This is a genomic window from Actinomadura roseirufa, from assembly GCF_900659635.1.
Taxonomy (GTDB): Bacteria; Actinomycetota; Actinomycetes; order Streptosporangiales; family Streptosporangiaceae; genus Spirillospora; species Spirillospora roseirufa.
Genome location: NZ_CAACVB010000125.1, coordinates 1 through 23,007 on the forward strand (window position 1 = coordinate 1; position 23,007 = coordinate 23,007).

Below are 23,007 nucleotides of genomic sequence, written 5' to 3' on the forward strand. Positions count from 1 at the left end.
CTGGAGTTCAGACGTGTGCTCTTCCGATCTGGGGCCGCGGCCGCGCCGGTTCCCTCCCGGCCGGCCACAGCAGCACCGCGACCGCGACCGCCGCCGCGATCGCGGCCGTCAGGGCGGCGGCGAGGACGGGCGGCGCCCAGAACCGCGCCACGCCGCGCGACCGGGCGGCGGCCCGGCCCGCGTCCCGGAACCGGCGCACGGTGTCCGGTCCCGCGTGGATCTCGTCGGCGGCCCCGCGGTAGTGGGCGCGCAACAGGGCGTCGAGGTCGTCGTTCACGCGCGGCCCTCCCCCATGTGCTCCCGCAGTGCCGCCATGGCCCGCGATGTGTGACTCTTCACCGTGCCGCGCGAGACCCCCATGGTCTCGGCGATCTCCTGCTCGCTCAGGTCGCACCAGTAGCGCAGGACGACCACCGCGCGCTGCTTGGGCGGCAGCGCGCGGAGCCCCTCGTCGAGGCCGTCCCCGGCCGCCCCCGGCACCGGGGACGCCCCGGCGAGGCGCTCCACGTCCGCCACCGACCCGACCGGCGTGTCCCGCAGCCGCGCCCGCCGCTTGTTCTCGTCGATCGCGAGATTGACCAGTACGCGGCGGGTGTAGGCCTCGGGGTTGCCGCCGGACAGGCGCCGCCACCGCCGTGCCACCCGCTCGTAGGCGATCTGCAGGAGATCCTCGGCGAGGTGCCGGTCGTAGACCAGGAAAACGGCGGTGCGCAGCAGGCGACCCGCGGTGGCGGTCACGAACTCCTCGAACGTGAGCTCCGCCCCGCGGATCTCCTGTGCGCTCAACGTGGACAGACCGCACCTACCCCCGGTGGGTGGTCTTCGCCGGCGCCGGCCCGCCGCCCGGGACGGGCGGGACGACCGGCCCGCCGCCCGGGACCGGCTTCGCCGTGGCGTGCGGCGGACGGTGCGGCGTGGTCGGCGCGCACTTCGGGGCGGGCTTGGCCGGCTTCGCCGTCGGCGGCTTCGGGGAAGGCTTGGCCGTCACGGTCTTAGTCGGGTGCGGCTTGGCCGTCGGCGGCTTCGGGGACGGCGTGGCCGTGGGCGGCCTCGGGGACGGCGTCGCCGTCGGCGGCCTCGGGGACGGCGTGACCGTGACGCATCCGCCCGGGTTGGCCGGCCTCGGCGCCGGGACGGGGCGGCCCGCCGGGGTCTTCGGCAGTTGCCGGGCCCCCGCCACCGCCGCCACGGGCTTCGTCTTCGCCGAATCGGCCGGTGCGGCCGCCGCCCAGACCCCGACGGCCAGGGCACCGGCCCCGCCGAGACCCGCCAGCACGAGCAGCGGTCCTCGGCGACCACGACGCTTGTCGTTCATATCGCTCCTAGGGGGAAGTTTCCGTACACCCCCAATAACCGCCGTCCCCGTGCCCGGGGTTGTCACGCCCGCAAAGAATTTCCGGACGGATCAGGAGAGTCCGGCGGCGGCCAGCGCGTCGGGCAGCAGGGCGGCGAGCGCGCGGAAGGCGCGGCCGCGATGGCTGATGGCGTCCTTGTCGGCCGCGGGCATCTCCGCGGTCGTCCGGGACTCGCCGTCCGGCAGGAAGATCGGGTCGTAGCCGAAGCCGCCGTCGCCGCGCGGCTCGCGCAGGACGGTACCGCGCATCCGGCCCTCGACGCAGTGCTCGACGCCGCCCGGCACGACCAGGACCGCCGCGCACACGAAGGAGCCGCCGCGCCGCCCCTCGGGGACGTCGCCGAGCTGGTCCAGCACGAGCCGCAGGTTCGCGGCGTCCTTGTCCGGGCAGGCGTCGCCGAACCGGCCCGACCAGCGGGCCGACAGCACGCCCGGCATGCCGTTCAGCGCGTCCACGCACAGGCCGGAGTCGTCGGCGACGGCGGGCAGCCCGGTGTGCGCGGCGATCGCGCGGGCCTTCAGCAGCGCGTTGCCCTCGAAGGTCAGCTCGGTCTCGGCCACGTCGGGCGCGCCGGGGAAGGCGTCCAGGCCCACGACGTCGATGCCGCCGAGGATCCGGCGCAGCTCGGCGATCTTGCCCTCGTTGCGGGTCGCCAGGACGATCGCGCTCACCGGGCCAGGGCCTCCGCCTGCAGCCGGGTGAGCTCGGCGCAGCCGCCGGCGGCGAGGTCGAGCAGCGCGTCCAGCTCGGCCCGGTCGAACGGGGTGCCCTCCGCGGTGCCCTGCACCTCGACGAAGCGCCCGTCACCGGTGCACACGACGTTCATGTCGGTCTCGGCGGCGGAGTCCTCCTCGTAGCACAGGTCGAGGCGCGCCTCGCCGCCCACGACGCCGACGCTGACCGCCGACACCGAGGTGATCAGCGGGTCGCCCTTGGTGAGCCGGCGGCCGCGCATCCAGGTCACGGCGTCGGCCAGCGCGATGTACGCCCCGGTGATCGCCGCGGTGCGGGTACCGCCGTCGGCCTGCAGGACGTCGCAGTCGAGCTGGACGGTGTTCTCGCCGAGCGCCTTGAAGTCGACGCAGGCGCGGATCGAGCGTCCGATGAGCCGGGAGATCTCGTGGGTGCGCCCGCCGACCCGGCCCTTGATGGACTCCCGGTCGTTGCGGGTGTTGGTCGCGCGCGGCAGCATCGCGTACTCGGCGGTGACCCAGCCGAGGCCGCTGTCGCGCCGCCAGCGGGGCACCGAGTCCTGGACGGACGCGGCGCACAGCACCCGGGTGCCGCCGAACTCGATCAGCACCGATCCCTCCGCGTGGTCGAGCCATCCGCGCTGGATGCGGATGGGGCGGAGCCGGTCGGGTGCGCGATCATCGGGGCGTGCCATGCGCACAGCCTAGTGCCCGGCGCGGGTCCGGGCCGCCGGGCGACGCCGCCCCGGGCGCGGGCCCGCCCGGCCGGTTCGCGCGCCCGCCGGTGTCACAGGTCGTAGCGGGCGCCGACCCGGGCCAGCTCGATCTCCCCGTCGTAGGAGCTGGCCCTGGCCTCCTTGAGCGAGACGTCCGCGTCGTTCCACGGCACCAGGTGGGTGAGGACGAGCCCGCCGACGCCGGCCAGCGCGGCGTGCTCGCCCGCCTCCCGCGCGGTCAGGTGCAGCTCGGACGGCAGCCCCGGGCCGTCCAGGAAGGACGCCTCGCACAGGAACAGGTCGGCGCCGCGGGCCAGTTCGACCAGCGTCTCCGACGCGCCGGTGTCGCCGCTGTAGGCCAGCGCCTTGCCGCCGTGCTCGATGCGGAACGCGTACGCCTCGACGGGGTGCGGCATCAGCGCGGTGGTCACCCGGAACGGGCCGATGTCGTAGGGGCCGCGGCGCAGCGTCCGGAAGTCGAAGGTCTCCGACATGCCGGGCTCGGGGTCGAGGTCGTAGGCCCGCGCCATCCGCGCCGGGGTGTCGGCGGGGCCGTGCACCGGGATCCGCGGCGGCGGGCCGCCCGGCCGGTAGGTGCGCGCCACCCAGTAGCCGCACAGGTCCAGGCAGTGGTCGGCGTGCAGGTGCGAGACGCAGACCGCGTCGATCTCGTACAGGGGGTGGAAGCGTTGCAGCGACCCGAGCGCGCCGTTGCCGAGGTCCAGCACCATCGCGTAGCCGTCCGCCTCGATCAGATAGCTGGACGCGGGGCTATCCGGCCCCGGGAAGCTGCCGGAGCAGCCGATCACAGTGACCCGCACGCTCACTCCTCCTCTTGTGTCCCCGAGGAATCAGGTGGTCAGAGCCTTGCTGAGGGAGGTCTCCACCGAACCGATCTCGGGCCCCAGGAACCGGCGGCCGAGCGCGGCGAACACATCGGGATCCCCGGTCACGCGGAACCGGTGCCGCGGCGCGGGCAGCGGCTCCGTCCGGGCGAGCCCGCGGTCGTGCAGTACCCGGTACACGTCCTTGGCGGTCTCGTCGGCGCTTGAGACCAGTGTGACCCCGTCTCCCACGACATACGAGATGACGCCGGTCAGCAATGGGTAATGGGTGCAGCCCAGGATGAGGGTGTCGCAGCCGGCGTCCACGATCGGCCGCAGATACTCACCGGCCACCTCCAGCAGTTCCTCCCCCATCGTCACGCCCGACTCGACGAACGGGACGAAGCGCGGGCAGGCGACGCTGACCAGCTCGATGTGCGGGGCGGCGGTGAAGGCGTCCTGGTAGGCCCGGCTGGTCACCGTGGCCTCCGTCGCGATCAGCCCGACCCGCCCGTTGCCGGTGGCGCGCGCGGCGCGCCGGGTGGCCGGGTTGATCACCTCGACGACCGGGACGTCGTAGCGCTCGCGGGCGTCGCGCAGCATCGCCGAGCTGGCGCTGTTGCAGGCGATCACCAGCATCTTCACGCCCTCGTCGACGAGCTGGTCGAGCATCTCCAGCGAGAACGCGCGGACCTCCGCGATGGACCGCGGCCCGTACGGCTGCCGGGCGGAGTCGCCGAGATAGACGATGGGCTCGTTCGGCAGCTGGTCCAGGATGGCCCGCGCGACGGTGAGTCCCCCGAAGCCGCTGTCGAAGACGCCGATCGGTGCGGCGTCGTTGACGCAGTCAGACATGCTGCCTAAGGCTAGGCGCTTTCGCTGCGCGGAAGTACGTCATGCGTCGTACATCACATGGTCATCGGTCGGCAATAGGCGCAGTTCACGGCGGTCCCGCCCGGTCACGTCCGCGGACGTGGCGAAACGCCGGTGAAACGCTTCACCCGGCCGGGGCGGACGAACCGCGCGGGCGGCCCTCGCGGGCGATCTGCCGGCCCTGCGCGACGAGCCGGCCCGCCGCGTCCCAGACCTCGACGTCCTCGTCGAACCAGCCGCCGGACAGGACCCGGCCGGTGCCGTGCAGGGCCAGCCAGCCGGGCACCGGGACGGCCCGCAGGTGCCAGGTCAGCTCGACGGTCGGCGACCAGCCCCGCGCGCCGAGGTTGAGCGCGACGGGCGGCAGCGCGTCCACGGCGAGCGCCAGCGCGAACGGGTCGGGCTCGTGCGGGTCGCGGAGCCGGAACCAGGCGCGGACCTCGGGACGGCCGCTCGGCCGCCCGTCCAGCCAGCCCATCGTGGACCGGTCGAAGCGCATGTCGACCTGGGCGGCGAAGCCCTCCTGCCCGGCGCCGGTCCGGAACTCGGCGCACTCGGCCAGCGGCGGCAGCGGCGGGGTCGGCGGCGGGCCGGTGTAGGACGGTTCGGTCCCGGCGTCGAGCGCGCCGGTGGTGACGAGCGCGTCCACGACGCGCCGGTCGTCCTGGACGAGGGTGACCAGGGACGTGGCGGCGGTGCGGCCGGCCTTGCGCGTCTCCACGATCACCTCGGCGGGGCCGGGCCGGGCGACCCGCTGGAACGTCGCCGCGGTCGAGACCGGGTGCGGGTGCGGGGAGGCGTCGGCGGCGGCGCGGCCGAGCACCGCCATCAGATAGCCGCCGTTCAGCGCCTCGGCGAGCCCGAAACCGCCGTCCAGGACCGCCGTGTACCGGCCCTCGCCGACCCGCTCGACGGCGGTCGCGTCCCCGAACCTGCTCATCCGCACGCTCCCCGGTCGTCCGCGCCGAGACGGCCGGCACGATCTAGAACCACGTTCGAGAACGGACTGTACCGTGCCGGCGGATCACGCCCAGAGCTGGCCCTCCAGCCGGGCCTCGGCCTCCTCCAGCGTCCCGCCGTAGGCGCCGGTGGACAGGTACTTCCAGCCGCCGTCGGCGACCACGAAGACGATGTCGGCCCGCTCGCCCGCCTTGACGGCCTTCGCCGCCATGCCGAGCGCGGCGTGCAGCGCCCCGCCGGTGGAGATGCCCGCGAAGATCCCCTCCTGCTCCAGCAGCTCGCGGGTGCGGCGCAGCGCGTCCCGCGACCCCACCGAGAACCGGGTGGTCAGCACGGACTCGTCGTACAGCTCGGGGATGAACCCCTCGTCGATGTTGCGCAGCCCGTACACCAGCTCCCCGTACCGGGGCTCGGCCGCGACGATCCGCACGTCCGGCACCTGCTCGCGCAGGTAGCGGCCGACGCCCATCAGGGTGCCGGTGGTGCCCAGCCCCGCCACGAAGTGCGTCACGGTCGGCAGGTCCGCGAGGATCTCCGGGCCGGTCGTCTCGTAGTGCGCGAGCGCGTTGGCCTCGTTGCCGTACTGGTAGAGCATCACCCAGTCCGGGTTCTCGGCCGCCAGCCCCTTCGCGACCCGGACGGCCTCGTTGGAGCCGCCCGCCGCCGGCGAGGAGATGATCCGCGCGCCCCACATCTCCAGCAGCTGCCGCCGCTCGGACGAGGTGTTCTCGGGCATGACGCAGATCATCGTGTAGCCGCGCAGCTTGGCGGCCATGGCCAGCGAGATGCCGGTGTTGCCGGACGTGGGCTCCAGGATCGTGCAACCCGGCGTCAGCAGCCCGTCCTTCTCCGCCTTCGCGATCATGTGGAGCGCGGGGCGGTCCTTGACCGAGCCGGTCGGGTTGCGGTCCTCCAGCTTGGCCCAGAGCCGGACGTCGGCGGCCGGCGACAGCCGCGGCAGGCCGACCAGCGGCGTGCCGCCGAGCGAGTCCAGCAGTGAGTCGAAACGCATGTCGGGTGCTCGCGCCCTCAGCCGCCGGCGACGGCGGGCAGGATCGTGACGCTGTCGCCGTCGGCGACCGCCGCGTCCAGGCCGCCGATGAAGCGCACGTCCTCGTCGTTGAGGTAGACGTTCACGAACTTGCGCAGCCCCTTGTCGTCCACCAGCCGGGCGCGCAGCCCGGGGTGGCGGCCGTCCAGGTCGGTGAACAGCTCGTCGAGCGTGCCGCCCTTGCCGTCGACGGCCTTGGCGCCGTCGGTGAGGGGACGCAGGATCGTCGGGATCCGGACCTCGATCGCCATCGCGATGATCTCCTTTGGTCGTACTGGGCTTCCCCGCCCACGACGTCACAACCGGGCGGGGCGTGGGGGAATTCCGGGCAGGATCAGCACGTCAGTGACAGTCGTAGACGACCTCGGCGCGCGAATGCCCGAACAGGAAGCTCTGTACGGGGGGCACGGCGGAGCGAACGCGGCGCCGCGCGCCCGCCCTGTGCCCGCTCGTCCCCATGATGACCAGTTTACCGTCCGCTACCCGGATCTCCCGCGCCGCCACTAGCCGTACGACTCGACGATCGTGACCTCTTCCTCGGTCACGACTCCGTCCACGATCCGGTACGAGCGGAACTCGATCTCCTCGGGGTCGCGCGTGGAGACCAGCACGTAGTGGGCGTCCGGCTCGGCGGCGATGGAGATGTCGGTGCGCGACGGGTACGCCTCGGTGGCGGTGTGCGAATGGTAGATCACGACCAGTTCCTCGTCGCGGTCCTCGATCTCCCGCCACACCTTGAACTGTTCCATCGAGTCGAAGCGGTAGAACGTCGGGGAGCGCTCGACGTTGGTCATCGCGACGAACCGGACGGGACGGCCGGAGCCCGCCGGGCCCGCGATGACGCCGCATGCCTCGTCCGGGTGGTCGGCGCGCGCATGCGCGACGATCTGGTCAACCAGGGCGCGCTCGATCGTCAGCATGCCCGCAGGCTACCGCCCTGCCACGGCCCCGCGGCGCCCGGGGCCGCGGCGTCCGCGCGCCTCAGCCGAGCCGGACGTGCAGCCTGACGCGGGTGCCGGACACGCCCGAGCGGATCTCCACGATGTGGCACAGCCGCCGGACGGCCCACATCGCGGTCTCGCTCCGCCGCCCCCGCCCGCGCGGCGGCGTGTAGCCGAGGAACCGGTCCGCCAGCGCCCGGCCGGGATCGCCGACGTCGCAGAGCAGCGTGCCCGCCTCGGCCCACACCCACAGCACGCCCCGCCCGCCGCCCTCGCGGATGACGTCGGTCGCGACCTCGTTGGCCGCGAGCACGAACGGCAGCGTCCGGTCCGCGGGCAGCCCGAGCCGGCCGGCCTCCGCCTCCAGGAAGGCCCGCAGGCCGGGCAGCTCCCCGGCCGCGAACGCCCGCCGGGACGCGGTGGCCGGGGGCGGGGACAGCGGGCCGGCGTTGCACTCGGCGTAGAAGTCGGCGGGGTCGGTGAAACGCGGGCTCGGCCGCGGACCGTCCGGCCCGGCCAGCTCGGGATGGGTGCGGGCCGCGTCGCCGAGGACGTGCCCGGGCAGCGCGGACGCGTCGTAGGCGCACATGATCGAGGTCGGGGTGCCGGCGAACACGACGTTGAGGATCGCCTCGTGCCGCTTCCACTCGCGGGTCTCCAGCGGCGTGCGCCCGGCCCAGCCCGGCTCGGCCAGCAGCCGCACCCGCCCGCGCGGCCACCAGTCGGCGCGCATGCGGTCGTGGTAGGACGCCAGCGCCTGCATCGGGCCGCCGAACCAGTCGGCGGCGTCGATGAACTCGACCGGCGCCGCCGTCGCCGGGCCGAGCTGCTCGCGCACGAGCCCGGCGACCGGCGGCGAGGCGATGACCACCAGCGGATCGCCCGCGCGGCCGCCCTCGCGCAGGTACGGGACGGCGGTCAGCGCCAGCTCATGCCGCGACTGGTAGACCACGGCCCGGTGGACCAGCACGTCACGGCCGTCCGGGCCGGGGGCCGGTCCGGGCGGGCCGGGACTCCCGCAGGCCGGGGCCGCGGGCGGTTCCGCCGAGTACGCGATCATCGGATGCCCTCCCGCACCACGCCGGGCGCGCCCTCCAGGCCGGAGACGCGCAGCATCAGCTCCACGCAGCCGGGCATCGAGCGCAGGATCACCTGCCGGTCGGGCACGGCGCCCGCCCGGCCGGCCTCGATCAGCACGCGCAGCCCGTCCAGGTCGCAGAAGTCGAGCCGGGACAGGTCGAGGCACAGGTGCGACACGCGGGCGTCGACGCCGCGCAGCGCGGCGACCAGCGCGGGCAGGGTCGACTCGTCGATGTCGCCGGACAGCCGCAGGCCGGGCGGCGCGAACAGCGGGGTGATCCGCAGCACGCCGTCGTCGAAGACGTCGTCGGCGCGGACGCGGCCGCCGTGCCGCTCGTCCAGCGCGCGCAGCTGGCCCGCGGCGAACCAGCGCCGGTCGTACTGGCACAGCGCGCTCACCCGCGAGCCGGGGGCGGCGACCGCGCGGTGCACCGCGTCCTCGAAGGCGGCGAAGCGGTCGGTGCCGGGCCAGCAGCGCGGGGACGGTGACGCCTCGGCGGTGACGCGCACCCCCGCGTGGCCCCGGCCGAGCAGCGCCTCGATCGCACCCGACACCCCGCCGGCCCTACCACCGATCACCCGATCCACCGCGGCCGCGGCCCCGGCCGACGCAGCGCCGTCCACCACACCACCACGCGCCGCCCCTGATGGGCCGCCGCGCGCCGCTCCCGATGGGCCGCCGCGCGCCGTTCCCTGCGGGCCGCCGTGCGTCGTTCCTGGTGGGCCGCCGTGCGCCGTTTCCTGCGGGCCGCCAGGCGCCGCTCCTGGTGGGCCGCCGTGGGTGGATCCGTGTGCGCTTTCGTTCACCGTTGCCCGTGCCGTTCCCTGTGGGCCTCCGTGCGCCGGGCCGTCGCCGTCGGCGGAGAGCACGGTGATCCGCCCGTCGTCGAGCGCCCGGCCGATCTCCTCGTCCCGGGCACCGAACTCGGCGCGCAGCCGCTCGGCCGCGGCCGCCTCCCCTTCGCCGTCGACGACGTAGAGGACCGCGTGCCCGTCGCGCAGCGCGTCGCGGATGTACGTCCCCAGGATGGCGTGGCGCTCCTCGGTGTTGTCGTAGGCGAGCCAGAGATGGTCGCCGGGCAGCATCGCGCCGACGGCCTTGGCCCGCGTCCTCTCGCCGTTCACCGGCCTCCCTCCGCGCCTCGCGATGCGACGCCCCGCCGCGGCCGCCCGCTCAGCGCGTGCCCTCCTCGATCGACACGCCGGGAGTCGCGACGAGCCCGGCCGAGCGCAGCCGAACGGCCAGGTCCGGGGGGACGGAGCGCAGCAGCAGCCCCCGGTGCGGGCCGTGGCCCTGGCGACCGGCGCCGGTCAGGATCCGCAGCCCGGCCTCGTCGCAGCCGGTGACACCGCCCAGGTCGAGGCAGAGCAGGCCGGTGCGGGTGGCGATGGAGTCCAGCACCGCCTGGGCCGCCGGGCCGGTCACGGCGTCGATCGTCCCGGTCAGCGCCGCCCCGGGCGGGCTGAAGATCGGCGTGATGCGGAGCCCGCCGTCGTCGTGGTAGTCGTCGACCCGGACCCGGCCCATGTGGCTGGCCTCGACCTCCGCCAGCCGGGCCGCGTCGAACCATCGGCGGTCGAACTGGCAGATGGCCATCGCCTTGATGTCGGTGGTCACGAAGACCTCGTCGAGCATCCGGTCGAAGTCGCCGAACTGGTCGGTGCCCGGCCAGCGGCGCAGCGAGAACCGCGCCTCCCCGGCGATGCGGACGCCCGCGTAGCCCTGCACGAGCGCGAGGTCGATCTCCATCGCCATCAGGTCGATGCTCTCGCGCGGGTCGAACCGCCCGCTGGCCAGGAACGTCTCCTCCGCCGTCCGGACGACCAGGTGCCCCTCCTCCATCGCGGCGGTCAGGTCGACGGTCTCCGCGCCGCCGGCCGGGGCCGGTCGCGGGGCGTCCTTCTGGTCGGCCAGCAGCCAGTCGAGCACGTCCCCCGCGGGGACGGCGTCGGAGATGTAGATGACCTTCTGGCCGTCCCGGACGCCGTCGCGCGCGTAGGCGGCCATGATCGCCCGGCGTTCGTCGTCGTTGTCGAACAGCAGGGCCAGATGGTCGCCGAGCTCCATGGTGCCGACGGCCTTGCGCGGTGGGGACATGGCGGGCCTCCGAGTGGTGGTCCGGCCCGGCGGGGCGGGCCCAGGGCAACCTCGGGTCCAAGTAAACGCCACGTATCGCACCGGAGTCTCGACAACGCGTCACGCCGGCTGTGGCCGGGAATGGACGAGCGCTCCGACCTGGGCGAACAGGCGCCGGACGCACCGGATCTCCGGGCTCACCAGACGACGCGGACCAGGCTCTCCTGCAGCATCGTCAGCCAGTCGTAGGCGGCGAACATCGGCGCCCGCGGGTCGCGCGGGTCGAGCCGCGACGCCTCCTCGTACCACTCCTCACCGATCTCCAGCCGCGTGCCGAGCGCCAGCCGGACGTCGTTCAGGGCCCGCAGCCACGCCTGCGCCTGCTTCTCGTCCAGCACGGTCTCGGTGCGGGCGGGCTGCAGGGCGCCGAGGACGGTCGAGGCCGCCTCGCGCTTGCCGTCGCGCAGTCCCATCTCGGTGTAGCGGCGGAACTCCCCCGCCGCCTCGCCGTCGTCGCGGTAGGCGTCGGGGAACAGCCGCGCCAGGACGGGGTCCTCCGGCGTGGTCGCGTTCTCCGCGATGCCCAGCGAGGCCAGCTCGTCGTCGGCGCCCGGGGCGTCCCCGAGGAGGGTGAGCATCTGCTCCATCAGCGCCCGCACGAGCGCCGTCTCCTCGGCCTCAAGGCGGACGCGGATCCCCTGGCGGGTCTTCTTCACATCGCTCATGGGGCGTCAGTCGTCCCGTCTCACGGTGGCCCACAACCCGTAGGAGTGGAGGATCTCGACGTCGCGCTCCATCTCCTCACGTGTCCCGTTGGCCACGACGGCGCGGCCCTTGTGGTGGACGTCCAGCATCAGCTTCTCGGCCTTGGGCTTGCCGTAGCCGAACACGGCCTGGAACACGTACGTGACGTACGACATCAGGTTGATCGGGTCGTTCCAGACGATCGCCAGCCAGGGCCGGTCGGCCCGCACGTCCTCCTCGGCGTCCGGCCGTTCCAGCTCGACCGGAGCGGGCGCAGTGCTGCTCGCGCTCATACGCCGCGTCTCCCCCTTTCCCGTGACGTCGGTCCACCCGACACCCGATGCTATGCGTCCCGGCCAGGCCGGGGTGTGACGGCCTCCACGTCCATGGTGCACACATCGGGCCTTAGGGTTCCACCTGTGGACCTTGGTGACGGCACCGCCCTGCTGACCGACCAGTACGAACTCACCATGTTGCAGGCCGCGATCCGCGGCGGGACCGCCGCGCGCCGGTCCGTCTTCGAGGTGTTCGCCCGGAGCCTGCCCGCCGGGCGGCGCTACGGCGTCGTCGCGGGCACCGGGCGGCTGCTGGACGCGCTGGAGGCGTTCCGGTTCGGTCCCGCCGAGGTGGACTTCCTGGAGTCCCGCGGGATCGTCGACGAGCCCACGGCGCGATGGCTGGAGAAGTTCAGGTTCGCCGGGGACATCTGGGGTTATGCCGAAGGCGACTGCTATTTCCCGGACTCGCCGATCCTGGTGGTCGAGGGCACGTTCGCGGAGGCGGTGCTGCTGGAGACCCTGGCGCTGTCGATCCTCAACCACGACTGCGCGATCGCCTCCGCCGCCTCGCGGATGACGCAGGCCGCGGGCGGCCGGCCGCTGATCGAGATGGGCTCGCGCCGCACCCACGAGCGGGCCGCCGTCGCCGCCGCGCGGGCCGCCCACGTCGCGGGCTTCGCCACCACCTCCAACCTGGAGGCCGGCCGACGGTACGGCGTCCCGACGGTCGGGACGAGCGCCCACTCGTTCACGCTCCTGCACGACAGCGAGCGGCACGCGTTCGAGGCGCAGCTGGCCTCCCTCGGCGCCGGCACGACGCTGCTCGTCGACACCTACGACGTCGAGCGCGCCGTCCGGACGGCCGTGGAACTGGCGGGGCCGTCGCTCGGCGCCGTCCGGATCGACAGCGGCGACCTCGGCGTGATGGCCCGCCGCGTCCGCGACCAGCTCGACGCGCTCGGCGCCCGCGACACCCGCGTGGTGGTGACCGGCGACCTGGACGAGTACGGCATCGCGGCGCTCGCCGCGGCCCCGGTGGACGGCTACGGCGTGGGGACGTCCCTGGTCACCGGGTCGGGCGCGCCCACGGCCTCGCTGGTGTACAAGCTCGTCGCCCGGTCGGACTCCGCCGGGAGGGACGCCCCGATGCGCCCGGTCGCCAAGCGGTCGGCGGGCAAGCCGAGCCGGGGCGGCCGCAAGAGCGCCGTCCGGCGCATCGACGGGCACGGCACCGCCTACGCCGAGACCGTCTCCACCGGCGAGCCCGCGCCCGGGCCCCGCGACCGCGTGCTGCACGTCCCGCTGGTGCGCGGCGGCGAGGTCGTCGGCCGCGAGCCGCTGCGGGACGCCCGGGACCGGCACCGGGCCGCCGTCGCCGAGCTGCCGCCGACGGCGCTCCAGCTGTCGCGCGGCGAGCCCGCCGTCCCGACGGAGTTCGTGAACGGTGGTCCGCGCCACCTGGGGTAGCGTCCCTTGAAAGGGCGGCGCCGGCGGAACGGGCGCCGCGGACGTCCGGAGGAGACACCGGCACAGGGAGCGGTCATGGGCACGAAGGCTCTGATCATCGTGGACGTGCAGATCGACTTCTGCGAGGGCGGCTCGCTCGCCGTGGGCGGCGGCGCGGACGTGGCCACGGCCATCTCCGGGCACATGACCGCGCACCGGCGGGACTACGCGCACATCGTGGCGACCCGGGACTTCCACCTCGACCCCGGCGCCCACTTCGCCGAGACCCCCGACTTCGTCGACAGCTGGCCGCCGCACTGCCTGATCGGCACGCCGGGCGCCGACTTCCACCCCAACCTGGCGCTCGCGCCGATCGAGGCGGTGTTCAGCAAGGGCCGCGACGCCGCCGCCTACAGCGGCTTCGAGGGCGCCTCCGACGCCGGCGTCCCGCTCGCCGGCTGGCTGCGCGACCGGGGCGTCGAGGGCGTGGACGTCGTCGGCATCGCCACCGACCACTGCGTCCGCGCCACCGCCGTGGACGCCGTCCGGGCGGGCTTCGGCACGACGGTGCTGCTCGACCTGACCGCGGGGGTCGCCAGGCCCACCGTCGACCGAGCCCTGGACGAGCTCCGGGGCGAGGGCGTCACGCTGGCCGGGACCCCGGTGGTGGCGTCCTGACCACCGGGGCGGCGCCGGAGGCCCCGCTGGTGGTCGTCGTGGCCGGGGTGTCCGGCAGCGGCAAGACGACCGTCGGCCGGCTGCTCGCCGAGCGGCTCGGCTGGGAGTACGCCGAGGCCGACGCGTTCCACTCCGCCGCCAACGTCGCGAAGATGTCGGCGGGCGTCCCGCTGACCGACGCCGACCGCCGTCCCTGGCTCCGGGCGATCGCCGGGTGGATCGACGCGCGGGTCGCCGCCGGCCGTCCCGGCGTCGTCACCTGCTCGGCGCTGAAGCGCGCCTACCGCGACGCGCTCGCGGCCGGGCGGCCCGCCGTCCGCGTCGTCCTGCTCGACGGCGACCGCGACGTAATCGCCGCCCGGCTGCGCGCCCGCACCGGCCACTTCTTCGGTGCCGACCTCCTGGACAGCCAGTTCGCCGACCTGGAACCCCCGGCACCGGACGAGAAAGTACTGCGCGTCCCAGCCGACGCCACCCCCACCGAGATCGCCACCCAAGTCCTCACCGAGCTGAGCCTCACAGCCGCCGAAGGCACGGGCTAGGGCCAGCCGCACAGCGCGGCCGAGCCGTCACGCGAGCGCGCGACCTGACCGGCGAGGCAATGCCGAAGGCGAGCCCCGCCGGGAAGATCGCGAAGCGATTCGCGCTCGCACAGGCCCGGTCACGGGCGAGCCGCCAGGCGAGCCCGTGGGCCGGGATTGCAATAAAAACGGCAATGATTACGAGCGGCGCTTGGCGGCCCATTCGCGGATCTTCTCGATCCGCTTGCGGATGTCGTCGGCGCCGGCCTGGGGGACGGCGGGGCCGCCGCAGGTGTCGCGGAGCTGCTTGTGGATCACGCCCTGGGGCTGGCCGGTGCGGTGGTTCCAGGAGTTGACCAGGCCGTTCAGCTCGCGGCGGAGGGCGGCGAGGTCCTCGGCGGCGGTGCGGTCGGCGCGCGGGTCGCCGGTCTTCTTGCGGCGCTCGTTGGCGATCTGGTCGGCCTGCCGCTTGCGCAGCAGCTGCGTCACCTGCTCCGGCTCCAGCAGGCCGGGGATGCCGAGGAACTCCTCCTCCTCGGCCGAGCCGGGCGCGGCCTGCATGCCGAACTCGCCGCCGTCGTAGAGGACGCGGTCGAACGTCGCCGACGCCTCGACCGTCTCGAACGGCAGCTCCTCGCCGACGTCGGGCGTGTCCTGCGCGCGGTTGGCCTCGGCGATCAGGTCGTCGTCGAGGCCGTCCTCGCGGACGGGCCGGTCGAGCACGTGGTCGCGCTCGGTCTCCATCTCGGCGGCGTGGCCCATCAGCGTGGGCACCGACGGCAGGAACACCGACGCGGTCTCGCCGCGCCGCCGGGCGCGGACGAACCGGCCGATGGCCTGCGCGAAGAACAGCGGGGTGCTGGTGGAGGTGGCGTAGACGCCGACGGCCAGCCGCGGGATGTCGACGCCCTCGGAGACCATCCGCACCGCGACCATCCACCGGTCGTCGGTGTCGGCGAACTGCTTGATCTTCTTGGACGCGCCGGGGTCGTCCGACAGCACGATCGTGGCGCCCTGCCCGGTGACCGCGCGCAGCATCTTGGCGTAGGCGCGGGCGGTCTCGTGGTCGGTGGCGATGACCAGGCCGCCCGCGTCGGGGATGGCGCGGCGGAGTTCGGTCAGCCGCCGGTCGGCGGCGGCGAGGACCTGCCGGATCCAGTCGCCCTTGGGGTCGAGCGCGGCCCGCCACGCCTGGGAGGTCTGGTCCTGGGTGAGGGGCTCGCCGAGGGTCGCGGTGATCTCGTCGCCGGCGCGGGTGCGCCAGCGCATCTCGCCCGCGTAGGCCAGGAAGATGACCGGGCGGACGACGCCGTCGGCGAGCGCCGGGCCGTAGCCGTAGGTGTAGTCGGCCTGGCTGCGGCGGATGCCGTCCGCGCCCTCCTCGTACTGGACGAAGGGGATCGGGTTGATGTCGGTGCGAAAGGGCGTGCCCGACAGCGCCAGCCGGCGGGTCGCGGGCTCGAACGCCTCGCGGACGGCGTCGCCCCACGACAGCCCGTCGCCCGCGTGGTGCACCTCGTCGAAGATGACCAGCGACTTGCGCGCCTCGGTGCGGTTGCGGTGCAGGGCGGGGCGCGCGGCGACGGTCGCGTAGGTGACGGCGATCCCGTCGAAGTCCTTGCCGACGGGGCCGTCCCCGTTCTGGTACTCGGGATTGATCTTGATGCCGACGCGCGCGGCGGACTCGGCCCACTGCCGCTTGAGGTGCTCGGTCGGGCAGACGATCGTGAGCGCGGCGACGGCGCGGCGCTCCATCAGCTCACGCGCCAGGCGCAGGGCGAAGGTCGTCTTGCCGGCGCCGGGCGTGGCGACGGTGAGGAAGTCGCGCGGGCCGGGCCGGCGCCCGTCGGTTCCGAAGTAGGCCTCGAGCGCCTGCTGCTGCCAGGCACGCAGGGACGACGCGGTCCCCCAGGCGGCCCGCTCGGGGAAGGCGGGGGGCATGCTCGATGCGGCGAAGGTGCTCACGGTCATAGCAGGCTACCGAGCCCCGCCGACAGATCGCGCCGCGGCGGCCGATCCTGTGCCGCGATCCACAGCGATTCCCCTCATCAGGCCCACCGAACGGTCCCCGCGCGAGACGACGATCCCGCGGTCCGGCGTGTCGCCGGGCCGCGGGATCGTCCCCGTCATGTCACCGGTCATGTCACCGGTCATGTCACCGGCGCCGCGGCCGGGCACGGCTCCGCCGCGCCCGGGGGTGCCGGGCGCGGGCCGGGCGTGCCGGCCACCGGTGGGCCGGTGGTCAGTCGTCGCCCTGCTTGCCCGACTGCATGGACTCGTAGATCTCCTTGCACTCCGGGCAGACGGGGTACTTCTTCGGGTCCCGGTTGGGCACCCAGACCTTGCCGCACAGCGCGATCACCGGCGTGCCGGTCACCGCGCTCTCGGTGATCTTGGCCTTCTTCACGTAGTGGGCGAACCGCTCGTGGTCGCCGTCACCGTGCGAGAGGTCCGGCCGGACGTCGCTCTGGGTGTCACTGTCGGGCAGGATCTTCGTACTCACGCCCTTCACCTTAGTTCAGCGTCGGGTCCTCGGGAAAAGTGGAGACGAACGCCAGGTCTCCGCCCTGCCGGCGCAGGACCGCCTGCCAGAGCCGGTCGGGGTCGCCGGCGAACACGTCGCCCGCCTCGGCCGGGACGAGATACCACGCGCCCTCCTCGATCTCCGTGAGCAGCTGCCCCGCCGACCAGCCGGCGTATCCGGCGAACACCCGCAGCTGGAGCACCTCGGGCGCCAGCAGCGCCGGCGGCGCGTCCAGGTCGACGAGGCCGACCCTGGCCACCTCCGTGCCGCCGTCGAGGGCGCGCCAGCCGAGCGGCTGGTCCTCGCCGGGCAGCCGGGCCAGGGCGAGCGCGTTGTCCAGGGCGACGGGTCCGCCCTGGAAGACCACGGAAGGGCCGGTCACGAGCTCGGCCCAGGGCGGCAGCACCCGGTCGACGGGGACCTCGGTCGGCCGGTTGAGGACGACTCCCAGCGTGCCCCCGTCCGCGTCGTGCTCGACCACCAGGACGACACTGCGCCTGAAGTTGGGATCCTCGAGCTGAGGAGTGGCGACCAGCAGAAGTCCCACCCGGATGCCGTCTTCCATGGACCCCATCATGCGATGCTGGGAGCACCGGCGGCACGTCCCCCCGCTCGTTAGCCTGTTACGCATTCCTATCGATGGGGATATCGGCACCACAACGGCCTAGGTTGAGAATGATCTAGGATCATCGGCCATCCGCTTGGCCTCGCGCCTCGCGGCCGGGGAGGAACGCGATGCAGTTGCCCAGGGTCGTCATCGCCACGGTGTTCTTCGTCATCGGGGCGCTGATCGCCGTCCCGGCGCTGCTGAAGACGGGGTCGTCGGAGTCCCGGGCGTCCACCCGGGCCACGTCGTCGCCGCTGCCGTCCTCGCCGAGCCCCTCGGAGTCGCCGAGCGGGTCGAAGAAGTCGAAGAAGTCGCCCTCGCCGTCGCCTTCGCCGTCGCCCGGCAAGTCCGGGGGCAAGACCCCGGCCGAGCCGCTCGCGGCCGACATCGGATCGGTGAGCTGCCCGTCCCGCGAGGTGAAGGTCACCATCCGCAACACGGGGTCGCAGCGCGAGGACTACGGGGTCGAGCGCAGCGACAACAGCCCGTCGGTGCCCGGCCAGATCGGGCCGCACGAGACCAGGACCGTCACCGTGCGGCTCCGCGAGGACCGCAGCACCCGCATCCTGGTGAACTGGGCGAACAAGCGGGTCGAGAGCCGGACCGTCAGGGCGGACTGCCGCGGGGCGGGCGCCGCGCCGCCGGCCTCGCCGCCCACCCGGCTGCCGCACACCGGACCCGACACCATGCTGTGGGCGCGCGCCGCGACCGGCGCCGCCGCCATGGTCACCGGTGTGATCATCTTCTGGTACGGCGGGGTCTGGCCGCGCCGCCGCGAGCAGATCTTCGCCAAGAAGGGCGCCGAGTAGCGGGCGGCCGGTCAGACCCCGGTCGGGCCCGGCCCCCGGTGAGATCCCGGGCCGGGCCCCGTGGTCAGAGCTCCGTGGTCAGAGCTCCGTGCGGGGCCGGCCTCCCGCGGCCTCGCGGACGGCGCCCGCCACGCGGTTGCTCACGTCCGGGTGGAACACGCTCGGCACGATGTAGTTCGGGCCGAGCTCATCGGGGGTGACGACCTCGGCGAGCGCCTTGGCCGCCGCGGCGAGCATGCCCTGAGTGACGCCGTCGGCCTGGGCGTCCAGCAGCCCGCGGAACACCCCCGGGAACGCCAGCACGTTGTTGATCTGGTTGGGGTAGTCGCTGCGGCCGGTGGCGACGACGGCGGCGTGCTCGCGCGCCTCGTCCGGCGACACCTCCGGCTCGGGGTTGGCGAGCGCGAAGACGATCGCGTCGTCGTTCATCGTCGCGATGTCGTCGCCGGTGAGGATGCCCGGCGCGGACACGCCGATGAACACGTCGGCGTCCTTGACGGCGCCGCGCAGGTCGCCGGAGTAGCCGCCCTCGTTGGTGTGCTCGGCGATCCAGCGCAGCGAGTCGTCGAGGTCGTCGCGGTCCCTGTGGACGGCGCCCCGGTAGTCGCAGACCACCAGGTTCCGGGCGCCCGCGTGCATCAGCAGCTTGAGGATGGCGGTGCCCGCCGCGCCCGCGCCCGCCATCGTGATGCGGACGGCGCCGATGTCCTTGCCGACCACGCGCAGCGCGTTGGTGAGCGCCGCCAGCACGCAGATCGCCGTGCCGTGCTGGTCGTCGTGGAAGACGGGGATGTCGAGCAGCTCGCGCAGCCGCGCCTCGACCTCGAAGCAGCGCGGCGCGGAGATGTCCTCCAGGTTGATGCCGCCGAACGCGGGGGCGAGGATCTGGACGGTCCGCACGATCTCGTCGGTGTCCTGCGTGTCGAGGCAGATCGGCCAGGCGTCGATCCCGGCGAACCGCTTGAACAGCGCCGCCTTGCCCTCCATCACCGGCAGCGCCGCCTCGGGCCCGATGTTTCCGAGACCCAGCACCGCCGACCCGTCGGTCACCACCGCGACGCTGTTGCGTTTGATCGTCAGCCGCCGGACGTCCTCGGGGTTGCGGGCGATGGCCAGCGACACGCGCGCGACGCCCGGCGTGTAGGCCATCGACAGCTCGTCACGGGTGCGCAGCGGCACCTTCGACTGCATCTCGATCTTGCCGCCGAGGTGCATCAGGAACGTCCGGTCGCTGACCTTGTGGATCTTGATGTCGGCCATCGCCTCCAGCGCGCCGGCGATGTCCTCGGCGTGCCGGGTGTCACGGGTGGCGATGGTCACGTCGATCCGCAGCGTCTCGTGGCCCGCGGTGTTGACGTCGAGGGCGGTGACGATGCCGCCGGCGTTCTCGACGACATGGGTGATCTGGCTGACGGCCTTGCCGCCGGCCGGCACCTCCAGCCGGACGGTGATGGAGTACGAAACGCTGGGCACGCTCGCCACGACACTTGCTCCCTCTGCTACCGGGTGTTCGCTCGTCCCGCCCGCACCGCTCCGCGCGCGCCGTCCGGGGACGGGCGTCCGGGGCCGCGGCCCGGCCTCACCTTGGGCTCAGCACGCGCGCGCCGCGGTCACGATCAGGTCGACGGCGGTGGACGCGGGCAGTCTCGTGGTGTCGATCACGAGATGGTAGAGCCGCGGATCGGCGGGGTCGGCCCCGTAGAAGTGCTTCACGTAGGCCGTACGGGCGCGGTCATTGCCATCGAGCATACGCTCAACATCGCGGCCCGGTGCGCCGGACCCCTGCCCCGGTCCGGGCATCTCGGCGGCGGCGAGCTCCAGCCGCCGCGCGCGCGGCCCGTCCAGCCGGACGTGCAGCACGTCCGGCCGTCCGGCCAGCACCACCACGGCGGCCCGGCCCAGCAGGACGCCGCCGCTCTCGGCGGTCCGGTGGATGACGCGCTCGGTGTGCTCGACGAACTCCTCGGGCGGGACGATCGCGCGGTCGGGCAGGTAGACGTCGATGCCGCCCATGGCGACGTTGGGCAGTCGCGCGGCCCCCGCGAGGATCCGCCCGATTCCGCTCTCCGCGCGCCCGTCGTGGGCGAGCGCCTCCTCCAGCGTGCACCCGATCTCGCCGGCGACCCGCTCGGGGATCGCGCGGTCCACGAACGGCAGGCCGAGCCGCCCGGCCACCGCCGGGCCCACGACGGCGCCGCCGGCGCCGAACGTCGCCGAGATGGTCACCACACGAGCGCTCACACCCGTGTCATGCCCGTTCACGCGGCCTTCAATGACGCCAAACGCGCGAAACGGCAAAAAACGCCCTGATCGCCGCCGTCCGGTGGCCCGCCGCACGGCACCGGCCGCACGACGCGCCACCACGACTTGCCCCCGCCCGCACGGGCGGGGGCAAGAGGTCAGAAGAGGGCGGCCTGGAGGGAGCGGCGGGCCTTGGCGACGCGTGGGTCCTCCGGCGGCATCACCTCGAACAGCAACAGCAGGTGCCGGCGGGCGGCGTCCCGGTCGTCGCCCGCGGCGGTGCGGACCGCCCGCAGCAGCCGGTCGAAGGCGTCCTCGATGCGGCCGGACACCATCTCGACGTCCGCGGCGTTGATCTGCGCCTGCACGTCGCCCGGCTTGTCGACGGCCTCCTGGACGACGCGTCCGGGGTCCAGCGACCGCGCCCGCAGGCTCAGCTCGACCAGCGAGAGGCCCTGCTTGGCCTGGACGTCGCGGGGGTTGGCGGCGAGCAGGCCCTCGAAGGCCGTCCTCGCGCCGTCGAGGTCGCCGCGCTGCAGCGCGTCCTCGGCCGCGTCGTACACCGACGGGGCGGGCTCGCGGCCCTCGGCGCCGGCCGGGACGGCCTCGTCCTCGGGGCCCTCCGGCAGGATGCCCTCCTTGCGGAGCGCCTCGAAGAGCTGGTCGATGGCCTGGCGGACCTGCGGTTCGGGCGCCGCGCCGTTGAGGAACGGCAGCAGCTGCCCGCCCACGACGGCCGCCACGAACGGGATGCCGCGCACGCCCATCTGCTGCATGTACGCGGCGAGCTGCTGGTTGGCGTCGATGTCGACCTTGGCCAGGACCCATTTGCCGGCCGCCTCGGCGGCGAGCTTCTCAAGGATGGGGCCGAGCTGCTTGCAGGGCCCGCACCACTCGGCCCAGAAGTCCACGAGGACGGGGACGCTCTGCGACCGTTCCACGACCTCGGTGTTGAACGTCTCGTCCGTGACGTCCACGACGTACTGCCCGCCGGCCGCGCCCGCGGACGCGCCGCCCTGGGCCTGGCGCTCCTGCTGCTTCCTGGTGGCGGCCTGGCGGGCCCCCAGGTCAATGGCCCCGTGCAACGAAAAGTCCCGAGAAGGCATGGGTCCATCCTGCCCCATGAGCGCCCTCTCCTGCGCGCCAGTCCGCTCCCAGCGGAGCGGGGCGCGCCGGGACGGACCGTCCGGGACGCCCCACCGTGACCCACTACACGCTAGTTGTCGCACTTTTTCGAATTACCCATTTTGTCGTCCACGGCAAAGAATCGAGGTACCCAGCCGTAAAGGCAAAAAGATTGCTGACAGCCATCACCAAGGCTGGTTATAGTCACGATGTCGATGCATCGCGGCACGGCAAAAGAGGCCCGCTGCCCCAGGTTCCGTCGAAACGGCCGGGCGCGCGCCGCGCGGCGCGAGGCCGCCGGGGCGCCTCCGCCGGAGGCCGCGATCGCATGACGAGCAACGGGGGGAAGACAAGTGATCGCGGAGCATTCCGCGATCGTGGCCCGAGGAATGGGTGTCCGCCGCGGGGGGCGGTGGCTCCTGCGCCCGGTGACCTTCGGCGTGGCCGAAGGCGTGGTCGGCCTGGCCGGTCCACCTGGTGTCGGTAAATCCACTCTGCTGGCCACGTTCGCGACCTTGCGCCGGCCGAAGGCGGGCGCGCTGCACATTCTCGGACATGACATCGCCAACGCCGCGGACCTGCGCGCCGCGCGGGCCCGGATCGGCTACCTGCCGGGACGGCTCTCCCACGCCGAGCACATGACGGCGGGCGAGCTCGTCGCGTACGCGGCCTACTACAAGCGCGCCGGCGCGTCCGCGGCCCGCGAGATGGTGCGGCGCCTGGACCTGGCCGAGGCCGCCGGGACGGAGCTGTGCCTGCTGCCGCCCGACGTGCGGGTGCGCGCCGGCATCGCGGCGGCGTGCGTCCACCGCCCGGACGTCGTCCTGCTGGACGACCCGTTCGGCGGCCTCCGCGCCGCCGCCGGCCCCGGCGTCCAGCCGCCCGCCGCCGCGACCGCGGAGCTGATCCCGGTCCTGCGCGCGCTCGCGCCCACCGTCGTCGTGACCGCCGACGACCCCGGCGCCCTCGCCGGCTGGTGCGACCGCCTCCTCACGCTCACCCGCGGCAGGCTGGCCGAGTCGCCCGCCCCCGTTCCCCGTCGCGTCCCGGACGCCACGGCGCGAACCGTCCCGCGAGGAGGGCAAGACCGCCTTCCCGGCGACACCGTCGGACGGCGCACACGGGCACAGGCACCACACGACCTCATCGCCCCATCCGACGCGCCCCCAACGGAGCCCACCGGAACCACACCACACAGCGCGCCCGGCGCGGCGCCCACAAGCGACCGACGACGCACCCGGGCGCCACAACACCTCGACGCGCCATCCGACGCGATACCACCGGAGCCGACCGGCACCGCATCACACGGCGCGCCCGGTGCGGTGGCCGGGGACGGGGGGCGTCCGCGCGGACGGTGGTGGGGCGGGCGGTTCGTGCCGGGTTCGCTCCGCGTTCGCGGTGCCCGTTCGGAGGCGGGGCCGGCTGCGGGGGCGGAGGCGGGGGCGGCGGGGCCGCGGGCGGCTCG

27 protein-coding genes are annotated in these 23,007 nt (G+C 74.1%); 5 read left to right on the forward strand and 22 right to left on the reverse strand.

From position 1 onward, the window contains the following. Positions 1–7: 7 nt before the first annotated feature. The 16 genes from E1291_RS45395 to clpS all read right to left on the reverse strand — a co-directional run bounded on the left by E1291_RS45395 (position 8) and on the right by clpS (position 11,606). Positions 8–277, reverse strand: coding sequence for a hypothetical protein (locus tag E1291_RS45395; protein ID WP_131740291.1), 270 nt, complete (start codon positions 275–277; stop codon positions 8–10). Then, positions 274–786 carry a SigE family RNA polymerase sigma factor gene (locus E1291_RS24305; RefSeq protein ID WP_242614346.1) on the reverse strand — a complete coding sequence of 171 codons (513 nt, stop codon included), beginning with the start codon at positions 784–786 and terminating at the stop codon, positions 274–276. The genes E1291_RS45395 and E1291_RS24305 overlap by 4 nt, the downstream gene beginning before the upstream one ends. 16 nt (positions 787–802) lie before the next feature. Continuing rightward, positions 803–1,315, reverse strand: coding sequence for a hypothetical protein (locus tag E1291_RS42215; RefSeq protein WP_165495271.1), 513 nt, complete (start codon positions 1,313–1,315; stop codon positions 803–805). Positions 1,316–1,405: 90 nt separating this feature from the next. Beyond that, positions 1,406–2,026, reverse strand: coding sequence for an RdgB/HAM1 family non-canonical purine NTP pyrophosphatase (gene rdgB, locus E1291_RS24315; RefSeq protein WP_131740293.1), 621 nt, complete (start codon positions 2,024–2,026; stop codon positions 1,406–1,408). Further along, positions 2,023–2,742 (reverse strand): ribonuclease PH, encoded by a 720-nt coding sequence (gene rph / locus E1291_RS24320; RefSeq protein WP_131740294.1) that lies wholly within the window; start codon positions 2,740–2,742, stop codon positions 2,023–2,025. The genes rdgB and rph overlap by 4 nt, the downstream gene beginning before the upstream one ends. A 92-nt stretch (positions 2,743–2,834) precedes the next feature. Next, a complete protein-coding gene (locus E1291_RS24325) occupies positions 2,835–3,584 on the reverse strand; it encodes an MBL fold metallo-hydrolase (protein WP_131740295.1) in 750 nt (249 codons plus the stop codon). A gap of 30 nt (positions 3,585–3,614) precedes the next feature. Beyond that, complete coding sequence (murI, locus tag E1291_RS24330; RefSeq protein ID WP_131740296.1) at positions 3,615–4,442, reverse strand: glutamate racemase; 828 nt, start codon at positions 4,440–4,442, stop codon at positions 3,615–3,617. A gap of 142 nt (positions 4,443–4,584) precedes the next feature. Continuing rightward, the gene (locus E1291_RS24335) at positions 4,585–5,400 is read right to left on the reverse strand and encodes a thioesterase family protein (RefSeq protein ID WP_131740297.1); all 816 of its coding nucleotides are present in this window, start codon (positions 5,398–5,400) and stop codon (positions 4,585–4,587) included. 84 nt (positions 5,401–5,484) lie between these two features. After that, complete coding sequence (locus E1291_RS24340) at positions 5,485–6,432, reverse strand: PLP-dependent cysteine synthase family protein (RefSeq protein ID WP_131740298.1); 948 nt, start codon at positions 6,430–6,432, stop codon at positions 5,485–5,487. Between the two features lie 17 nt (positions 6,433–6,449). After that, the gene (locus tag E1291_RS24345) at positions 6,450–6,722 is read right to left on the reverse strand and encodes a MoaD/ThiS family protein (RefSeq protein ID WP_131740299.1); all 273 of its coding nucleotides are present in this window, start codon (positions 6,720–6,722) and stop codon (positions 6,450–6,452) included. Between the two features lie 252 nt (positions 6,723–6,974). After that, entirely contained in the window at positions 6,975–7,391 is a 417-nt protein-coding gene (locus E1291_RS24350; protein WP_131740300.1) for a M67 family metallopeptidase, read from the reverse strand. 61 nt (positions 7,392–7,452) lie between these two features. Further along, the gene (locus E1291_RS24355; RefSeq protein ID WP_131740301.1) at positions 7,453–8,472 is read right to left on the reverse strand and encodes an anti-sigma factor RsbA family regulatory protein; all 1,020 of its coding nucleotides are present in this window, start codon (positions 8,470–8,472) and stop codon (positions 7,453–7,455) included. Further along, the gene (locus E1291_RS24360; RefSeq protein ID WP_131740302.1) at positions 8,469–9,617 is read right to left on the reverse strand and encodes an MEDS domain-containing protein; all 1,149 of its coding nucleotides are present in this window, start codon (positions 9,615–9,617) and stop codon (positions 8,469–8,471) included. Before E1291_RS24360 ends, E1291_RS24355 begins: the two co-directional genes overlap by 4 nt. A gap of 49 nt (positions 9,618–9,666) precedes the next feature. Then, on the reverse strand, positions 9,667–10,590 hold the full coding sequence (locus tag E1291_RS24365) for an MEDS domain-containing protein (RefSeq protein WP_131740303.1): 924 nt from the start codon (positions 10,588–10,590) through the stop codon (positions 9,667–9,669). 176 nt (positions 10,591–10,766) lie between these two features. Then, positions 10,767–11,294, reverse strand: coding sequence for a DUF2017 domain-containing protein (locus tag E1291_RS24370; RefSeq protein ID WP_131740304.1), 528 nt, complete (start codon positions 11,292–11,294; stop codon positions 10,767–10,769). A gap of 6 nt (positions 11,295–11,300) precedes the next feature. Continuing rightward, entirely contained in the window at positions 11,301–11,606 is a 306-nt protein-coding gene (gene clpS / locus E1291_RS24375) for an ATP-dependent Clp protease adapter ClpS (protein WP_131740305.1), read from the reverse strand. A 93-nt stretch (positions 11,607–11,699) separates the two neighbouring features. Here clpS and E1291_RS24380 point away from each other — a divergent pair, with 93 nt between their 5' ends. The 3 genes from E1291_RS24380 to E1291_RS24390 all read left to right on the forward strand — a co-directional run bounded on the left by E1291_RS24380 (position 11,700) and on the right by E1291_RS24390 (position 14,257). Continuing rightward, the gene (locus E1291_RS24380) at positions 11,700–13,058 is read left to right on the forward strand and encodes a nicotinate phosphoribosyltransferase (RefSeq protein WP_131740306.1); all 1,359 of its coding nucleotides are present in this window, start codon (positions 11,700–11,702) and stop codon (positions 13,056–13,058) included. Positions 13,059–13,133: 75 nt separating this feature from the next. Then, positions 13,134–13,715, forward strand: coding sequence for an isochorismatase family protein (locus E1291_RS24385; protein ID WP_131740307.1), 582 nt, complete (start codon positions 13,134–13,136; stop codon positions 13,713–13,715). 29 nt (positions 13,716–13,744) lie between these two features. Further along, entirely contained in the window at positions 13,745–14,257 is a 513-nt protein-coding gene (locus E1291_RS24390; protein WP_242614347.1) for a gluconokinase, read from the forward strand. A 177-nt stretch (positions 14,258–14,434) separates the two neighbouring features. Here E1291_RS24390 and E1291_RS24395 read toward each other — a convergent pair whose 3' ends face one another. From E1291_RS24395 to E1291_RS24405, 3 genes are all read right to left on the reverse strand, one after another. Next, positions 14,435–16,177, reverse strand: a complete 1,743-nt coding sequence (locus E1291_RS24395) for a DEAD/DEAH box helicase (protein WP_131740317.1) — start codon at positions 16,175–16,177, stop codon at positions 14,435–14,437. 301 nt (positions 16,178–16,478) lie between these two features. Beyond that, a complete protein-coding gene (locus E1291_RS24400; protein WP_131740308.1) occupies positions 16,479–16,739 on the reverse strand; it encodes a DUF3039 domain-containing protein in 261 nt (86 codons plus the stop codon). A 10-nt stretch (positions 16,740–16,749) separates the two neighbouring features. Beyond that, a complete protein-coding gene (locus E1291_RS24405; RefSeq protein WP_131740309.1) occupies positions 16,750–17,325 on the reverse strand; it encodes a YqgE/AlgH family protein in 576 nt (191 codons plus the stop codon). A 170-nt stretch (positions 17,326–17,495) separates the two neighbouring features. On the opposite strand from E1291_RS24405, the gene E1291_RS24410 reads away from it, so the two are divergent. Further along, positions 17,496–18,176 carry a hypothetical protein gene (locus tag E1291_RS24410; RefSeq protein ID WP_131740310.1) on the forward strand — a complete coding sequence of 227 codons (681 nt, stop codon included), beginning with the start codon at positions 17,496–17,498 and terminating at the stop codon, positions 18,174–18,176. 78 nt (positions 18,177–18,254) lie between these two features. Here the strand turns inward: E1291_RS24410 and E1291_RS24415 are convergent, their stop codons facing one another. The 3 genes from E1291_RS24415 to E1291_RS24425 form a co-directional block, all read right to left on the reverse strand. Beyond that, a complete protein-coding gene (locus E1291_RS24415; protein WP_131740311.1) occupies positions 18,255–19,658 on the reverse strand; it encodes an NAD-dependent malic enzyme in 1,404 nt (467 codons plus the stop codon). Positions 19,659–19,766: 108 nt separating this feature from the next. After that, entirely contained in the window at positions 19,767–20,417 is a 651-nt protein-coding gene (locus E1291_RS24420; RefSeq protein ID WP_131740312.1) for a cytidylate kinase-like family protein, read from the reverse strand. Positions 20,418–20,575: 158 nt separating this feature from the next. After that, positions 20,576–21,502, reverse strand: a complete 927-nt coding sequence (locus E1291_RS24425; protein WP_207400910.1) for a tetratricopeptide repeat protein — start codon at positions 21,500–21,502, stop codon at positions 20,576–20,578. A gap of 468 nt (positions 21,503–21,970) precedes the next feature. Here E1291_RS24425 and E1291_RS24430 point away from each other — a divergent pair. Beyond that, the coding region (locus tag E1291_RS24430) for an ATP-binding cassette domain-containing protein (protein ID WP_242614348.1) at positions 21,971–23,007 on the forward strand (1,037 nt) is incomplete at its 3' end.

Coding starts and splice junctions, on each gene's coding strand:
- E1291_RS24395 (WP_131740317.1), bottom strand. CDS start 16,177: ATGCCCCCCGCCTTCCCCGAGCGGGCCGCCTGGGGGACCGCGTCGTCC.
- E1291_RS24385 (WP_131740307.1), top strand. CDS start 13,134: ATGGGCACGAAGGCTCTGATCATCGTGGACGTGCAGATCGACTTCTGC.
- E1291_RS24380 (WP_131740306.1), top strand. CDS start 11,700: ATGGTGCACACATCGGGCCTTAGGGTTCCACCTGTGGACCTTGGTGAC.
- rph (WP_131740294.1), bottom strand. CDS start 2,742: ATGGCACGCCCCGATGATCGCGCACCCGACCGGCTCCGCCCCATCCGC.
- E1291_RS24345 (WP_131740299.1), bottom strand. CDS start 6,722: ATGGCGATCGAGGTCCGGATCCCGACGATCCTGCGTCCCCTCACCGAC.
- E1291_RS24405 (WP_131740309.1), bottom strand. CDS start 17,325: ATGGAAGACGGCATCCGGGTGGGACTTCTGCTGGTCGCCACTCCTCAG.
- E1291_RS24365 (WP_131740303.1), bottom strand. CDS start 10,590: ATGTCCCCACCGCGCAAGGCCGTCGGCACCATGGAGCTCGGCGACCAT.
- E1291_RS24340 (WP_131740298.1), bottom strand. CDS start 6,432: ATGCGTTTCGACTCACTGCTGGACTCGCTCGGCGGCACGCCGCTGGTC.
- E1291_RS24355 (WP_131740301.1), bottom strand. CDS start 8,472: ATGATCGCGTACTCGGCGGAACCGCCCGCGGCCCCGGCCTGCGGGAGT.
- E1291_RS24335 (WP_131740297.1), bottom strand. CDS start 5,400: ATGAGCAGGTTCGGGGACGCGACCGCCGTCGAGCGGGTCGGCGAGGGC.
- murI (WP_131740296.1), bottom strand. CDS start 4,442: ATGTCTGACTGCGTCAACGACGCCGCACCGATCGGCGTCTTCGACAGC.
- clpS (WP_131740305.1), bottom strand. CDS start 11,606: ATGAGCGCGAGCAGCACTGCGCCCGCTCCGGTCGAGCTGGAACGGCCG.
- E1291_RS42215 (WP_165495271.1), bottom strand. CDS start 1,315: ATGAACGACAAGCGTCGTGGTCGCCGAGGACCGCTGCTCGTGCTGGCG.
- E1291_RS24350 (WP_131740300.1), bottom strand. CDS start 7,391: ATGCTGACGATCGAGCGCGCCCTGGTTGACCAGATCGTCGCGCATGCG.
- E1291_RS24410 (WP_131740310.1), top strand. CDS start 17,496: ATGCAGTTGCCCAGGGTCGTCATCGCCACGGTGTTCTTCGTCATCGGG.
- E1291_RS24370 (WP_131740304.1), bottom strand. CDS start 11,294: ATGAGCGATGTGAAGAAGACCCGCCAGGGGATCCGCGTCCGCCTTGAG.